This window comes from Vibrio sp. V10_P2A27P122 (assembly GCF_963874335.1).
GTDB classification, from domain to species: Bacteria; Pseudomonadota; Gammaproteobacteria; order Enterobacterales; family Vibrionaceae; genus Vibrio; species Vibrio anguillarum.
The window spans coordinates 1-16204 of record NZ_CAWNHY010000284.1; the positions used below are offsets into that span (position 1 = coordinate 1).

The following is a 16204-nucleotide window of genomic DNA, read 5'->3' on the forward strand; positions in this document are numbered from 1 at the left end:
AAACAAAAAGCGGGATCAGGGAATTTCGCCCGGTTTGTGGGGTCGGGAATGTGTTTAAGAGACAGGCCTCCCCCTGATTAAATAAACCAGAAAAAAATCCCACAAGAGCTCCTTTAAGACTTGCTTGTTTCAATAATCGGCTTCTCGAACCACTCTAGTTCTAAGTTATCGTCAAAGCGCAATTGGCCTAGAATGATAGGAATATCATCTTCTCTGTGTCTACGTCGATCATTAACGATCATGCTTTCCGCCGATTCAACGGCAACTTGTGCATTCTCTTTAAGTATGACCAATTTTTCTTCAGGTAGCGCAGAGAGAAAATCTATGTCGTATCGAATATAGATCGGTCTCAATTGAGCAAGGGATAAGCATGCGAGATCGGCAAGCTGCTCATTATCATAGTGATTTACATACTTATCTTCAGCCAATACGCGTCCGACAAGTGTTTCCATGTAATTATGTACATCAACACTGATTTGCATCCTTACACTCCTTCCTCTTCGTACTAATCAAAATATTTAGATAGAACTTAGCAGTAACAACTTAGCGTACCTTGGTGATTTTATACAACTTTTAGATGCGTTGTCGTCTAAACTTTGTTCAAGTGCTCGCTTTCATTTAGTAAGTCTAGCAAAAAGCTTGGCAATCTATTAAATAAAAGTATGCTATGGGCCTTATTATCAATTTTAATTTTAAATGCCACAAAGGTCATATTTGTATTATTAATGCCGACAAGTTTTGTATCATCTCATTGGTTTCGATTCTTATTCCCAATAGGGTTGCTAATAGCCATTATGTTGGGGATGGAAAACGTCATTCTGATCACTAGCGCCAATATTGGCTTCGCTAGTAACCTGCCTTATATTCTTTTCACGGTAGCAATCGCATTAGGACACATTTTTAAGCAAGGGCGTTTGGCTATGATCTCGACAGCGATGATGGTGGCCTACGCAATCATCCAGTGGCGCTTACAGATGCCCCTTTCTACGGGAACAACCTTGCTAGAGCTTTCGTTATTAAGTTTGTTATTACCCGTTTTGTGTTTAGTACCTTATGCGTTAGGAAGTAATGCTACTGTATTGAGTAAAACTTATGGCTTATACATCGCTATTTTGCTGCTGTTAATGTTTTGGGCCGTTGTTACTTTGATGTACGTCAGTGATGGCGGATTTGAGAATTTTAGCCAGGTTTTGTTAGTAACTATACCGAAAATATCGAAATTGCCATTTTTGTTGGTGATGTACCTCTTGGCATTAATTGGGGTCTCCGCAATATTTGTGCTCACGCGAAACCAGATCTTAGACACCAGCATTTACGCCAGTATTTTACTCTCCTCCGTCACCTTTATTTTTTTCCACGTGAGTTATATCTCAAGCACACTTTTCTCTCTAGCCGGGGTTTTATTGATCTTATATCTAATTTCGGCGGGCCATAAAATGGCATTTATTGATCGCTTAACGGGTATCCCAGGTCGCCACGCCTTAGATCTTGACATCAAATACTTAGGCAAAAAATATGCGATAGCGATGCTAGATATAGACCATTTTAAGCAGTTCAATGATCACTATGGTCATGACACTGGCGATGATGTGCTTAAGTTGATTGCTAGCCGTTTATTGTTGACTCAAGGAAACGCACGTGTTTATCGCTACGGTGGTGAAGAGTTTACCATCCTATTTAAAGGAAAAAATGCACAGCAAGCTGCAATCTACTTAGATTTGCTTCGCAAAGATATTGAACAGTACCAAATGGTCATTAGGAACGCAGAAGACAGACCAAAAGACGATAAGCTCGGTTCCAAGAAGCGTGAGCAGAAAACACCATCAAATCTTGTCTCTATTACGGTTAGTATTGGCGTTGCTGATAGCTACGCCTCAGAAAAACCTGAAGCAGTGTTAAAAATTGCGGATCAAGCGCTCTATAAAGCTAAACAAAACGGCAGAAATAGAGTTGAAGTATGAACAGTTACCTTGATTTAATGCATCACATTTTGGTATAGAAATCGCAAAATTTGATACTCAACAAGGCGTACATCACATTCACAGAAACTTCATTAGATTGTGCAAAATACTTTGGTTAAGTTATTCATGTTGCAACTGTTTCGCAACGTCAAAACAACATAGCAAGAGTAAGATTATGAGTGAAAAAGTAAACGGAATTGTAAAGTGGTTCAACCAAGATAAAGGTTTTGGCTTTATTACCCCAGATAATGGCAGCAAAGATGTATTTGTACATTTTTCCGCTATTACGGGTGAAGGGCGCCGCAACTTAGTCGATGGCCAAAAGGTGAGTTTTGTAATCACTGATGGTCAAAAAGGGCCACAAGCAGAAAGCGTCAGTCCCGTTTAAATTTTTAAAAAGAACGACTCTAATCCACTCTTTCTAGGGTGGATTTTTTGTTTCTAGTAGACTGGATAAATACGAGAATATTGGAGCGGGCAGCGGGAATCGAACCCGCATCATCAGCTTGGAAGGCTGAGGTAATAGCCATTATACGATGCCCGCGCACCGAATTGACGCTGTCACTATGCCACAGTTAGCAAAAAAGAAAACCCATTTTTTATCAAAACCCGTTCAAGCGAACAGTAAATAAACAAAGTAAATTCAATTGGTTGAGATTTGTGTGCTTTTGGTTATTTTTAACTCAATTGAATATCTACTCTTGCGTTTAAATTTTGAACTTTTCCATTTCTTGATTGAGTACAGTGACATTATCTTTTACTTGCGCTGACGTTTGGTTTGAGATTTGGCTAATACTTGCCACACTTTCCACCGAATTGACAACTTCTTGCATGAATTGAGTCATTTGGTGTGTTGATTGTTGTTGCAGATCGGCCGCCGAGGATAACTGGTGCATTTCCTTATCTAACGCCGTTATTTTTCCTTGTACGTCCATCATTTTGTTGAAGGCGTGGATGGTCTGCGCCGCACCTTCATTGGCAAGGTTCTGACTCATGTTAATTTCATTGACCACAGCCGCAGTCGCTGACTGTATGGCGTTTATAATAGTGTTAATTTCTGTGGTTGATTGAGTGGTTCGAGTCGCCAGCAGCCTAACTTCATCCGCTACCACAGCAAAGCCTCGTCCATATTCTCCGGCTCTTGCGGCCTCAATCGCCGCATTTAAGGCCAGAAGGTTAGTTTGTTCCGCTAATCCCTCTATTACTTCGGTCACACGCCCAATCGATTCGCTTTCTCGACTAAGATCGAGCACCAATTGCGTTGCCTTTTGTATGGTTTGATCAAGCTTATCAATACTTTTTCTATTTTGTTCTAGCGCCGAGGCACCCTCTTTGAGCTCATTTTGTGATAACAAAAGAGATTGCGTAGATTGTTCTGCTTTTTCTGCGGTCGCCATAGAATACTGCGCCACATCGCTCAAACGTACTGTAACCTGCTCAATACTTGCTCGCTGCTGCTGTACTTGCTGCCGAGTGTTTGAGTTATAGTTCAGAAGCTCATCCATGTTTTGACTGACCTGTTGCGCTTTGGTACTGACTCCCTGAACGATCGTTCGCAGTGAGTTGTTCATATTGTTTATCGCGGCGGTAAGCTGAGATAGCTCGTCGCTACCTTCACACAAAAGTGCTGGTTGAGAGACATCTCCTGCCGCAATGATTTCGGCTCTCTTTCCGATTCGACTCACTCTGCGGCCGATATTCTTACCTAAGTAATTGGAAAGCAAAACAGCAACTGAAACAGTCACGGCAATCATGATAAATAACACGTTAATCACATTACTAATGCTACGACTCATCCTTTCGCCACTTTGCTCTGCTTTTGATTGTTGAGTGGCGATAACATCTTCAAGACGGTTAGTCATTTTATCTACGGCAGGCATAAGTTGTGTGGCCATTTTTTGATTGACGCCGTTCCATTGCTCAGATTGGCGTATTGCAATCACCTGCTGTGCGAGTGGGAAATAAAGCTGCTGCATCTCATTAAATAATGACCAAAGACTCTGTTCATCATCCGATAGCAAAGAGGACTTTTCCACAATTTCAGCAACAGATTGGTTATGAGAGTTAATTAAGTCTTGATATTTTTCGAGATGTTCAGGCTTCGCATACAGTAAGAAATCTCGCAACGATGCCAGTGCATTAGCTAACGAATTATAGCTGTCAGCATACAATTTAAAGAGACGTTTCCGCTCCCCTCCTTCTTTGTTAGTCGACTCGTCGTTAATCAGCCCTTGTAACTGGTCAAGGGCAACTTCTGCTATGGGGGCGGCCTCGTTAATGAATAATGTGTGGGCAGGTAAATTATCCTCACTTTGGCTCAGTAATACGATGCCTTGGATATGCGCTTTGATTGCTGCCCATTCGCTTATGATCGCGGTGTATTGCTCACTGAGAATCAGCGTTTCTAACACCGGTACCGTTTTGTCCATCTGTCCAATAATAGTTTCAAGTTTTGTCAGTTGCGTTGCACCCACTGCACTTTGAGAACCCACCAATAAATAGGCGCGTAACGTTGAAATAACCTCTTGCATCGACTGCTGAATATTTCGGCTAGTATTCACGGTTGGCAGATCCGTTTGCAGCAATGAATTGGTGTGAGTTTCGACTTGCGTAATACTGCGATAGGTAAAAAAGGTCGAAATGATAAGAAGCACCACCAGCAATAAAAAACTTAATTGCAACTTCCCTGATATCGAGAGTTTCATCCTTTGACTCCTCAAAATTTTCTTCGTTTAACTATAGCGGGTTCAATGGGTTTATTAAATGCGTATAGCCAATGCGAGTCTACCGTATACTCGTCTTATAACCCTAAATTGATCATTGTGCGTTCAGTTGTGGCGTTTATTCCACTCGGGCGATTTATCATCCCTAATGCGCTATTTTCATCGTTTTGTGGTGCATTTTGTTAATCTTTGCTTTAATTGGGACAAATATTCCTAAATTTCTCATGTTATGTCTTTTCATCGACTTATTATTCTTAGCATCGTGTTTTTTTCAGGATGTGCAATGTATGCGGGCTTGAACTATGACCAACTGTTTGGTGAAGCAAGCGTTCAGTCAAGACAATCGCCAGTAGATTCAAAAGAAGCCTCTTTCTTTTTAAATGATGTTAAACCCATCATCGATCAGCGCTGCGTGGTCTGTCACGCCTGTTATGATGCGCCCTGCCAGCTAAAAATGTCTTCAGTTGAAGGGATTGATCGTGGAGCCAGTAAAGCGTTGGTTTATCATGGTACGCGTCTGACGGCGTCGGCTCCTACCCGTTTGTTTGAAGATGCACAATACACAGAGCAGTGGCGAAATTTTGGTTTTCATCCTGTGCTGAACGAGAGATCTCAAACGCCTACCGCAAATCTAGAAGCAGGATTAGTCGCGAAATTATTAATGCAAAAAGAGGAACATCCGTTACCAGAACAAGATCAGCTAAAAGGTTTTGATTTTTCGATAGATCGCGAACAAGTTTGTCCAACAATTGAAGAGTACGGACAGTACAAACAAGATCACCCAACGTGGGGAATGCCTTATGGCATGCCAAATCTTAGCCCTCTTGAATACAATACGCTACTCACGTGGCTAAGAGATGGCGCAATCATGAATGGCCATATTCCGCTCACTTCTGATCAGGAGAAATCGGTTGCGCAATACGAAAACTTTTTAAATAAAGGTACAGCAAAGAATCAGTTAATGGCTCGTTATATCTACGAGCATCTTTTTCTTTCTCACCTTTATTTTTCTGAACTTGCTGGTCAGCCTAGATTTTTCACTTTGATACGTTCGACAACGCCCCCGGGCGAGCCTGTTAACCGAATTGCGACAAGGCGTCCTTACGATAATCCTGGTGTAGAACGCGTCTACTACCGTTTGATCCCTGAGCAAGGCAGTATCGTAGATAAAACTCATTTACCCTATGCGTTGAATAAAAAACGTCTTGATGATTGGCAAGCATGGTTCATTCAACCTAATTATCAAGTCTCGGTTTTGCCTAGCTATGATATTGAAGTTGCCGCCAATCCGATGACGGCATTTGATGCCCTTCCGGTTAAAGCACGCTTTCGATTTATGTTAGACAATGCTCAAAACACCATCATGGCTTTCATCAAAGGGCCAGTGTGTCGTGGCCAGCTAGCCCTGAATGTTATTAACGACCATTTTTGGGTGTTCTTTCTAGACCCAGAGAAAGCTGATTTACCCGAAGTGAATCAATTTTATCGATCGCAAGCCGCGAATCTAAAACTGCCAAGCGAGTTGGAAAGTAACACGTTGCCTATTACTCATTGGGTCCGTTATGCGCATCAACAAGCACGTTATTTGAAGGCAAAGTCTGAATTTACTAATCATCAGTGGTTCAAAAATGGCGAGAACTTAACCACGGATGTACTGTGGATGGGTGATGGCTATAACCCGAATGCGGCACTGACTATTTTTAGGCATTTCGATAGTGCATCGGTAGTGCAAGGTTTAGTGGGAGAAAAACCCAAAACAGCATGGGTGTTAGACTATGCCCTACTAGAAAGAATCCATTATTTACTGGTGGCGGGTTTTGATGTTTACGGCAATTTCGGCCACCAGCTCATTACTCGCATGTTTATGGATTTTCTGCGTCTTGAAGGTGAAAGTAATTTTGTCTCTCTGCTGCCTAGAGAGATAAGGCACCAAGAGCAGTCAAGTTGGTATCAAAATCAAAGCACTCAACTCAGTGACTTTTTGCAACGTAACGTTGCCCCTTTTGATCAACCGACCAGTATTGTTTACCACACGCAAGATCCAAAATCTGAGTTGTTTGATCTTTTGAAGTCTGAGCTTCAACCTGTGTTATCAAATCGTTATTCGATAATTGACACTGGTTTTTCAAAGCGTAGTGAACAGATGTTAAATAGCATTAATAAGATCAAAGGTGAAGGGTTGTTGGCTGTGCCACAAATTATGATGTTGATGATCACGGCTGAAAACGGAGAGGATCAACTGTTTACTTTGTTACACAATAACGCCCATCTCAATATTTCAAGTCTATTTGATGAACAAAGCAACCGTGACCCAGCGAATGATGATTTGACTCTAGTGAGAGGTGTCATTGGCAGTTACCCTTCTGCTTATTTGTCATTGCATGAACACGAGATCGCAGAATTGGTGATGCTATTGAGTAAAATGCAAAATGAGCAGGACTACGTTAAGTTGCTCGATAGGTTCGCCATTCGCCGCAGTTCTTCGAAGTTTTGGCCGTTCAGCGATAAAGTTCATGCATGGTATCGAAAAAATCAACCTGTCGAATCTGGTTTACTTGACTACAATAGATTTGAAAACAGATAAAAGTCACCTTTAATGGGTGAGATGAGAGGTGCCAAATGACCATACGCGACAGCATTGAAGCACTAGAACAACAAATTTATGTAGCCTGTTCTGAAGGTGACTATGAGACAGTTAATCAGTTAGAACATCAGTTGGAAGTGTTACTGTATAAGGCACAACACCCTTTTGATGATGATCCTAATGGGTTAAATAGCGGTTCGACAACAAATGACGAATGGCGCTGAATAAAAGACGGGAGCCATATCGCTCCCGTCTATTTATCAGATCATTAAAAAACAGAAAATTAGAAAAAGTCTATTGAGTTACGGCCACTTTCAGCATCTTTGCTTTTAGGTGCATCGGAGTTCTCTTTCTTTGTGGTCGTCGGCTTATTTCTAGCCGGTTTGGTTTTTGACGCCTTTTGCTTCGGCTTAGGCACATTTGTTGCTGCCACTACCGACGTCACATCAGTTTCAGGTACTTCAGTCACGGGTTGATCACACAATACAACGTAGTACTCCTGGTTAAATTCAAGAAAATCCCCATTGTACATTTTACGTCGTTTTCGAGTTTCAAGTTCTCCATTGACTGCCACGTAACCATCGCTAATCAGGAATTTTGCTTGCCCGCCACCATCCACTAGGTTAGCAATCTTTAACACCTTATAAAGCTCAATAGGTTGCGACGAAACTTCAATACCAATCGCCTCTATTTCAATTTCTTCGTTTTCTAATGTGTCTTTATCGTTAATCATTACGTTTTTCTTATCACGAATTTTCACGCAGTGTAATGCTAAATGCACAAATTAGGAACCACAGTTAAATACTTCAACTGAACTTATAAGCCCACCGTTTTGTCATACACACATCACTCAGGTTACCTTGTCACCATTTTCTGAATGCGTTCCGCTCGCTGTTCATCGCTTTCTTGACTTGGTGGTGGCACGGTAAGCCCCTTAATCACTGCAGGGCGTTGCGCGATTTCCGCCAACCAACGTTGTAGGTGCTCGAGCCCGTCAATATTAATGCCACTCCATTCGTAAATTCTCACCCATGGCCATGTTGCGATATCGGCGATGGTGTATTCATCACCCGCAAGATAACGGTGATGCTCTAATTGGCTATCCATGACTTCAAATAGACGTCGCCCTTCTTTTTGGTAACGATCAATGGCAGGTTGTATTTTTTCTGGAAAGTAACGAAAGAAGACGTTCGCTTGTCCCATCATCGGCCCTACGCCTCCCATTTGAAACATTAACCATTGGATCACTTGAGAGCGGGCTTTCGGATCTACGGGCAGAAATTTTCCCGTTTTTTCTGCCAAGTAAAGCAAAATTGCCCCAGATTCAAATACTGGAAAATCATCGTTATCTTTATCTACAATTGCGGGAATGCGTCCATTCGGATTGATGGCCGTAAACTCAGGCTCTTTTTGCTGATTGGTTGAAAGATCAAAAGCGTTGACCTTGTATGGCAACCCCATTTCTTCTAATGCAATGGAGATTTTCTGACCATTCGGCGTTGCTGCGGTATACAGTTCAATCATTCTTAGGCTCCTCGGTGAAATGATGGACGTTGCTCAACGGATTTAAGCAAATAGCAAAATTGCCACTTTGTGTCTCAACAAGGATATAAGCAGTAATCTCTTTAGACGTAAACTCTCATGCACGATAAACTAAACATAACCCATAATTTTATAACGAATTATCTATGATAAAAGTGACAGTGTCTCGCTTAATAAAAGGCCACGACTTAAAGCAATCTATTGCCGCGTTGATAAAGCAAGAGAACATACAAGCGGGTAACATCGCTTCTTGTGTCGGGTGCCTATCTGAAATGCGCATCCGCCTCGCTGATGGCTCTTCAGAGCTACACCTTGTTGATGCATTTGAAATTGTCTCTTTGATTGGCACGCTAACCGCATCTCATCAACACTTGCACATTGCGGTTGCAGATAAAACAGGCAAAGTGATCGGTGGTCATCTTTTGGATGGTTGTCTTGTCAATACTACCGCAGAGCTGATTTTACATTCCTATCCTGACTTAGTGTTTGAGCGAGAATTTGATAATCAAACGGGCTACAGTGAGCTGGTGGCACCTTGTTAAAATCCCTTTAATGATAAAAGTGAATGTGCATATACTAGTCTGCATTCTGTAAAATGTGGTGAAGCGTGTTTTTTATTCACCCATTTCTCCCCAATAACGATAGGCAATTCGACGTTGAGCAATTTCCGTCTGTGAGCTATCTCTCACATCTGTTCTTTTTGTAATAACTCTGTATAATTCGCCGCCTATTTAACCATTGTTTATGTTCTGTTGATTTGGCGTCTGCACATCACTGATTCGCTAAACTGAATACCTAGGAAAACTCTCTTGATCTCTACCGCAAATATCACCATGCAATTTGGCGCTGAGCCTTTATTTGAAAACATTTCTGCAAAATTCGGTAACGGCAATCGCTACGGTTTGATTGGCGCTAACGGCTGTGGTAAATCGACGTTCATGAAGATCTTGAGTGGCGCGTTAACTCCCAGCTCAGGCAACGTCTCCATTACACCAGGGCTAAAATTGGGTGTGCTGAGCCAAGATCAGTTTGCGTTCGAACAATACACGGTAATTGATGCCGTGATTATGGGTGACCGTAAACTATGGGAGATCAAGCAAGAGCGTGACCGCATTTATTCATTAGCCGAGATGAGCGAAGCCGACGGCATGAAAGTCGCCGAGCTTGAGAGCGAATACGCTGAAATGGATGGTTACACCGCCGAAAGTCGCGCGGGTGATATTTTGTTAAAAGCGGGAATTGAGGAATCGTTTCATTTTGGCTTGATGCAACAAGTGGCTCCTGGTTGGAAACTGCGCGTTTTGTTGGCGCAAGCCTTGTTTGCCAACCCAGATATTTTGCTGCTCGATGAGCCAACCAACAACTTAGACATCCACACCATTGGTTGGTTGGCTGAAGAACTTAATCAGCGTAAATGCACCATGATTATTATTTCCCATGACCGTCACTTTTTGAACTCAGTGTGTACCCATATGGCTGATATTGATTACGGTGAACTGCGTATTTATCCGGGTAATTATGAGTATTTTCTTGAAGCGTCAAGCTTGATTCGAGAGCAGTTGCTCTCTGGCAACGCGAAAAAAGCGGCCGAGATCAACGAACTGCAAGACTTCGTTAACCGCTTTGGTGCCAATGCTTCAAAAGCAAAACAGGCTAGCTCACGCGCAAAAAAAATGGACAAGATCAAGCTTGATGAAGTGAAATCCTCAAGCCGCATCAGTCCTTCGATTGATTTTGGTGAAGGTAAGAAACTGCATCGCCTTGCACTTGAACTACAAAATCTCGGCCACGCTTTTGACGATGAACAGCTCTTCAACGGTGGTAATCTGCTGCTTGAGGCGGGCTCACGTTTGGCGGTAATTGGTGAAAACGGCGTCGGTAAAACAACCTTTCTACGCTGCTTAGTCAAAGAGCTTCAGGCCAACCAAGGTGTGGTGAAGTGGTCTGAGAATGCCTCAATTGGCTATTGCCCTCAAGACAGTACTGTCGATTTTGATAACGATCTGACTATCTTTGATTGGATCTCGCAGTGGCGCACCGTAAAACATGATGATTTGATGGTGCGTGCCATTCTTGGCCGACTACTCTTTACAGCTGATGATGTGAATAAGAAAGCAAGAAACTGCTCGGGTGGTGAGAAGAACCGTCTGCTATTTGGCAAACTAATGATGCAAGATATCAACGTGCTGATCATGGACGAGCCAACCAACCACATGGATATGGAAGCGATTGAGGCGCTCAATAACGCGCTAAAGTCCTACACGGGGACACTGATTTTTGTTAGCCACGATCGCGAGTTTGTCTCTTCGCTGGCCACTTCGATCATTGATGTGAAAAACAAACAGTTGGTCTACTTCCAAGGAACGTACGATGAATACTTGGCTCATCAGCAAAAATTGTTAGCTGCGGCGTAATCAAACCAACGTCATAGCTCCTGATACTTGTTGCCGCCAGAAATGACGGCAACAACGGATAATTTAGATTCTACTGTTTAGTCTTAGCTTATTTTATCGGCCAGTGACAAGCCGCCGACTTAACTTCAAGTCGTTTGGGTATCACTGTAATTTGTTATAACTCTGGTTTAACCCAAACATTGCTAAAATCAAACCAGCCTAACGCGTTGCATTTCGCGTTTTGTAATGCACCACATTGATCTTTGCTTATCCCTAACCAACAGTGGAACATCGGGATAACTTGCTGTTTTTCTATCAAAGACTTGCCAATCTCTTTGGCCGGAAATATGGCATTTGGATCAGCGCGCCATTCATCCACTAACTGGCACCAATACGAAAAATCTTCAGCGCGGCTTAAATGCTCGATATCACTGTAATCAAGTAACCATCCTGCTAACGCATCTTCTCTATGGTTGGCAATTCCCATCGGTTTGACCCAAACATCGACAGCATCGGTGTCTTCAACCGTCAAATCATATTTAACAAGCTCCACCGAAATTCCATCTTCTTTTAACAGCTGTTGTATTGTTTTTACTAAGCTTGGAAACATAGGATGTTGAGCATGATATGCAATGGTGATCGAACGCTCGCCCGGCGGTGTAGCGGCAACATCTCCCGATGACTGATGATACCAGCCCGGTTTCAGGCCATAAGCAGGTAACACCCCCAACTCGACCACTTTGTCTTCTGGTAATTGACGAAATAGGTTGAGAGTACTGAGCTTATTGGTAAGGTAGCGAGCCCAATTTACATCCGCGGCGACGCCATTTTTTCGATTGAGTAACAAGTAAGTACAGCCGGGATCAAGATCCACGTCTTCTGTAAATGAACCTCGTTTTGTTTTTATCGGATGCGATAAGCTAGGAAAAACCATCGAAGAATGTACTTCGTCAATCACCCACACTTCGACCCGGTCTAACAAAGGCCTAAATCCAAAATATCCATCAAACGCTTGCAAAACTAAGCGTTTTTCATCATTTAAAATGACTTTGTAAGGGCCAGTACCAATCGGCATTAAATCAAAATTATCACTACGATTGGACTCTGGTAGTAAAATCTTGGCACATGACTCAGATAAAAGAAGCGGTAAGCGACTATCCGCTTTTTGTAAAAAGATATCGATAACCCAGTTGGAGGGCGAGCTGATCCTATCAAGATGGGAGAATAAATTCAGAAATCGCAATTCCCACAAACTTTGGATAACACCGTCGGTGGTAAGCAAATCACCATTGTGGAAACGAACCCCTGGGCGAAGATAAAAACGCCAATGTGTTGCTGTCACCGATTCCCATGTATGTGCGAGATCTGGCTGCAGCTGTTCATACTCATCTAGCCGCGTTAATCCACTAAAAATTTGCATTACGATATGTTGCTCAGATCGACGCATGGATTTTAGCGGGTTTAGCATTGAAAGCGGGCGATAATAAGGCAACCGTATGACTTGCAGACCTTCTTGATGCTGAACACCAAGATAGCTTTGGATCACTTGCGTCAGTTTCGCCGCATCTTGATCCAGTACCGAGAATGCATGGCCAATTTTACCTTCATCTAAGTATCGACGCGCAAGGTTTTCACTGACATCACTGCGACTACGTTTAAAAATGAGATCGGATAATTTTCCACGCCCCGCCGCAGGACGCCATTCTATCCAGCCTTCATCCTCCATTTTATTTAGAACAATACGCGCATTACGGCGTGTGCAGAAAAGGATCTCGGTGATCTCTTCTAGCTGGACACCAACATCTTGGCCGTTAAAGTGCTCAAATAAGGATTCAAATTGAACGCGAAGTCGTGGGCTACTCATAAAGAGGAAATCTCAGTTTATAAAAAACAGAGATAGTTTCCTCATTTTATATTGGTTATGCAATAGTCTTAATCACTGTTTAAAGAATATTACAGCCGAGTTGTTGAGAAAGTTGCTGAATTTGCTCTTCGTTGTCCAACTTAATCGACCATTTACTTTCTGAGCAATTTACAGAGATGACATTCGCCCCTCTCCCAATGAGCTGAACAGCATCGGCTTGGGCTTGTAGCGTGATGGCGAGATCACCCAATACTCGTACCACTAATTCATGGGGTGTTACGATGATTTTTCCACCTGAAAATTCAATCACCATTTTATAAATCAACCTTGATAGCTTGAGAACGGTTACGAATTTTTTGTACTGCGACCGTCAAACGGCTGGTGCACACCAAACGTTCGCGCTCATCAGTGATATTGATTTGCCATACTTGCGTTGAAATACCAAGATGGATAGGTGTCGCTGTTCCTATAACCATCCCCTCTCGCATGGCGCGAACATGATTAGCATTAATGTCTAACCCTACACAATAGTGTTCTTGATCCACACTGAAGTTCGCGGCAACTGAACCTAGGGTTTCCGCAAGTACCACCGAGGCGCCACCATGCAGCATACCAAGCGGCTGATGGGTAAAGTGACAAACAGGCATGGTCGCAGACAAAGAGTGATCAGTATAATCGGTATAAATAATATTGAGATGCTCTATCAAGGTGTTTTTGGAGGTGGTGTTTAACGTTATTAAATCGATAGGCTTCTTCCAAATATCCATGCTTTTTTGTCTCATTCATCGTAAAAGAGATTCATTCTATACTTAAACAGTAACAACTTGCAGCGAGTAATCAGTCAGTTCCAGCGATTGAGATCCTGCCAACTACACATTTTCGAGACAGATCCGATCGCTCATAAATATTAACTGCAGTGTTGTCATTAGCAGTTTATCGGTGCTAAGAAGCCTCTTCATACAAAGATGTCATTTAAGCGCTTAAAGATGAGCACAAAAAATGCTCTGATACATGGCTTACAAGTGTCAACGTACCGAATCAAGTACCTAAAATGCGTAATGGCAGTTGTAGCAGCTCATCCCCTGTCGTTGCAAAACCCCAAATAATAGCGATAAGTGCAGCCACTAAGCTGACATACCAAAGTGAAGCTACAATTTGTCCATATCGATTCAGAGGTAGCAAATGACTTTGATGACGCTGCTTCCATTCCATCACAATTTCAATGCTGCCCATAATCAATAAAAAGCCGAACAGGGTTAATCCAAGCCAATAGCTCAAAATGACACCAGCGATCGCCGCAAGAGCACACAACGCAATCCCCAAAGTGCTGTTCATAGAAAAGCTGATGCTTTTTAACACGTGACCACCATCAAGCGGCAATATAGGCAATAGATTGAAGAGATTAAGAAAGGCATTAAAAACAGCAAGGCCAGCAAAAAATATCTCTCCTGTTATCCAATAAACGACAACCAGCACAACCGAGAGAAGCAAACCAAAAAATGGCCCCATAATTGAGATCACTACATCTTGCCAACGTGTATTGATTTTTTCATCACTTAATGCCAAGCCACCAAGAAATGGAATGAGATAAATGCCTTTAGTCTTCATACCAAAATACTTCATCGCTTTGATATGGCCAAATTCATGGAACACCAAACAGGCAATAAGCGCCATAGCAAACTGGAAGGAAAATAACCACGAATAGGCTGCGATACTTGCTGACGCCAGAACAACTTTAATCAGCTTGGCACTTTTCAGTGCTTTCATACCAAGTGAGACTAGACCAATAAGGCTAAAACGTCGCTCCGGCTTTGGCGGGCTATATGGTGTTTGTTTTTCAATGTCTTTTTCTGAACGCTCACCTTGCGTGACAATGTCACCATTGACTAATGCCTGATAACGAAGTTTAAAAGGCTGCCAACTCAGCTCGACATTCAGCTCACACTGGATCGGCGTTTCACCACTTAACAACTGAAATCTATGGGTCGTTGTCGCCTCGATATTCCCTGTCGCATCGCATTGCGCGACCAGTTGATTATCCCAATAGAGTTGCTGCCAGCCTGACATTGAACCTTCGAGACGAAGTGATTTTCCTAAAAATGGAGCGGAAAGGAGTTCCACAGTGATACCTACATACAAACATAAAAACGGCGTTCATTATGCCTTTGAGCAATAACAGCGTAAAGCACGATGCCCATTTTCTTACTATTGAAGATGACTTAGTTCAATTCCCTCACGAATACCAAGCTTTTTGCCATCTCCCCTTTTAATTCCAGTCGTAACGTGGATAATACGCGCTTACATATTTTTACAAGGTGGGTACTATGTCTACTGAAGCAACTTTACTTGAACGCAGCCAATCAAAATGTGAGCTTTGTTCATCAGAATCTCCATTAGCTCCATTTGTGGTAGCGCCACACACTATGGTTACTGTTGACCATGCCGTTATGTTGTGTGATGTCTGCAAAGGCCAAATTGAGAACCCAGAAACAGTAGATGTGAACCATTGGCGTTGTTTGAACGACAGCATGTGGAGCCAAGAGCAACCCGTTCAAGTACTGGCGTGGCGTCAACTTAAGCGCCTTGCGGCCACTGAGGGTTGGGCTCAAGACCTACTTGATATGATGTATCTTGAAGAAGAAGCTGCAAAATGGGCTGAAATTGGTATGGATGATGATGCAGAAAAGCCTCGTGATGTGAATGGCGTAGAACTGAAAAAAGGCGACGACGTGACCATCATTAAAGATCTCCCTATCAAAGGCTCAAGCCAAGTCATTAAACAGGGTACTGTGGTTCGCGGTATCAGTTTAAGCGACGATCCTAAGTTGATCTCTGGTAAAGCCAATGGCCAATCGATGTATATCATTGCTGAATACTGTCGCAAAAAATAATAGCCATTGACGAATAAAACAAAGGCGCAACTTAGTTTGCGCCTTTGTTTTTCGGAAACCGTTGTTTTCATGAGCAGTGAAACTAGTAAATTTTAAATACAAAAAAGCCGACGATTTAATCCGTCGGCTTTTACATCTCTACACATTGAATTAACGGTATAAACCGATATCTTTCTGCATGTGACCAGACAAATTATTCGCGTAGTAGCTGCGAGGTTCGCTGTGGTCGACAAACAGAATATCAAC

The 16204-nt window shown here is 42.5% G+C and carries 15 protein-coding genes and 1 tRNA gene; 7 read left to right on the forward strand and 9 right to left on the reverse strand.

The window, feature by feature from the left end:
* Positions 1–113: 113 nt before the first annotated feature.
* Positions 114–482, reverse strand: coding sequence for a late competence development ComFB family protein (locus AACQ17_RS15310; RefSeq protein ID WP_094167653.1), 369 nt, complete (start codon positions 480–482; stop codon positions 114–116).
* Between the two features lie 114 nt (positions 483–596).
* Between AACQ17_RS15310 and AACQ17_RS15315 the strand changes: the two genes are divergently transcribed.
* Positions 597–1961: a GGDEF domain-containing protein gene (locus AACQ17_RS15315; protein ID WP_017046915.1), complete on the forward strand. Its 1365-nt coding sequence runs from the start codon at positions 597–599 to the stop codon at positions 1959–1961.
* 175 nt (positions 1962–2136) lie between these two features.
* Complete coding sequence (locus AACQ17_RS15320; protein WP_013867804.1) at positions 2137–2349, forward strand: cold-shock protein; 213 nt, start codon at positions 2137–2139, stop codon at positions 2347–2349.
* A gap of 81 nt (positions 2350–2430) precedes the next feature.
* Here AACQ17_RS15320 and AACQ17_RS15325 read toward each other — a convergent pair.
* Both AACQ17_RS15325 and AACQ17_RS15330 read right to left on the reverse strand, forming a co-directional pair.
* A tRNA-Gly gene (locus AACQ17_RS15325) sits at positions 2431–2505 on the reverse strand.
* 163 nt (positions 2506–2668) lie between these two features.
* Positions 2669–4666, reverse strand: coding sequence for a methyl-accepting chemotaxis protein (locus AACQ17_RS15330; protein WP_029189957.1), 1998 nt, complete (start codon positions 4664–4666; stop codon positions 2669–2671).
* A gap of 247 nt (positions 4667–4913) precedes the next feature.
* Between AACQ17_RS15330 and AACQ17_RS15335 the strand changes: the two genes are divergently transcribed.
* Together AACQ17_RS15335 and AACQ17_RS15340 are read left to right on the forward strand one after the other, a co-directional pair.
* Positions 4914–7268 carry a fatty acid cis/trans isomerase gene (locus AACQ17_RS15335; RefSeq protein WP_094148103.1) on the forward strand — a complete coding sequence of 785 codons (2355 nt, stop codon included), beginning with the start codon at positions 4914–4916 and terminating at the stop codon, positions 7266–7268.
* A 35-nt stretch (positions 7269–7303) separates the two neighbouring features.
* Positions 7304–7492, forward strand: coding sequence for a hypothetical protein (locus AACQ17_RS15340; protein WP_013867807.1), 189 nt, complete (start codon positions 7304–7306; stop codon positions 7490–7492).
* 59 nt (positions 7493–7551) lie between these two features.
* Here AACQ17_RS15340 and AACQ17_RS15345 read toward each other — a convergent pair whose 3' ends face one another.
* Together AACQ17_RS15345 and AACQ17_RS15350 are read right to left on the reverse strand one after the other, a co-directional pair.
* The gene (locus tag AACQ17_RS15345; RefSeq protein WP_206211628.1) at positions 7552–8001 is read right to left on the reverse strand and encodes an RNA-binding S4 domain-containing protein; all 450 of its coding nucleotides are present in this window, start codon (positions 7999–8001) and stop codon (positions 7552–7554) included.
* Positions 8002–8123: 122 nt separating this feature from the next.
* A complete protein-coding gene (locus AACQ17_RS15350) occupies positions 8124–8792 on the reverse strand; it encodes a glutathione S-transferase family protein (protein ID WP_013867809.1) in 669 nt (222 codons plus the stop codon).
* Positions 8793–8956: 164 nt separating this feature from the next.
* Here AACQ17_RS15350 and AACQ17_RS15355 point away from each other — a divergent pair, with 164 nt between their 5' ends.
* Together AACQ17_RS15355 and AACQ17_RS15360 are read left to right on the forward strand one after the other, a co-directional pair.
* Positions 8957–9352, forward strand: coding sequence for a PPC domain-containing DNA-binding protein (locus tag AACQ17_RS15355; RefSeq protein ID WP_094147029.1), 396 nt, complete (start codon positions 8957–8959; stop codon positions 9350–9352).
* 267 nt (positions 9353–9619) lie between these two features.
* Positions 9620–11224 (forward strand): ABC-F family ATPase, encoded by a 1605-nt coding sequence (locus tag AACQ17_RS15360; protein WP_013867813.1) that lies wholly within the window; start codon positions 9620–9622, stop codon positions 11222–11224.
* A 154-nt stretch (positions 11225–11378) separates the two neighbouring features.
* Here the strand turns inward: AACQ17_RS15360 and AACQ17_RS15365 are convergent, their stop codons facing one another.
* The 4 genes from AACQ17_RS15365 to AACQ17_RS15380 all read right to left on the reverse strand — a co-directional run bounded on the left by AACQ17_RS15365 (position 11379) and on the right by AACQ17_RS15380 (position 15188).
* Positions 11379–13067, reverse strand: a complete 1689-nt coding sequence (locus tag AACQ17_RS15365; RefSeq protein WP_017046920.1) for an SgrR family transcriptional regulator — start codon at positions 13065–13067, stop codon at positions 11379–11381.
* Between the two features lie 79 nt (positions 13068–13146).
* Positions 13147–13380 carry a DUF3389 domain-containing protein gene (locus tag AACQ17_RS15370; RefSeq protein WP_010320752.1) on the reverse strand — a complete coding sequence of 78 codons (234 nt, stop codon included), beginning with the start codon at positions 13378–13380 and terminating at the stop codon, positions 13147–13149.
* A 1-nt stretch (position 13381) separates the two neighbouring features.
* Positions 13382–13834 (reverse strand): hotdog fold thioesterase, encoded by a 453-nt coding sequence (locus AACQ17_RS15375; RefSeq protein WP_166537997.1) that lies wholly within the window; start codon positions 13832–13834, stop codon positions 13382–13384.
* Positions 13835–14105: 271 nt separating this feature from the next.
* A complete protein-coding gene (locus AACQ17_RS15380; protein ID WP_026028966.1) occupies positions 14106–15188 on the reverse strand; it encodes a site-2 protease family protein in 1083 nt (360 codons plus the stop codon).
* A gap of 203 nt (positions 15189–15391) precedes the next feature.
* Between AACQ17_RS15380 and AACQ17_RS15385 the strand changes: the two genes are divergently transcribed.
* Positions 15392–15958: a PhnA domain-containing protein gene (locus tag AACQ17_RS15385; protein ID WP_026027787.1), complete on the forward strand. Its 567-nt coding sequence runs from the start codon at positions 15392–15394 to the stop codon at positions 15956–15958.
* Positions 15959–16204 lie beyond the last annotated feature (246 nt).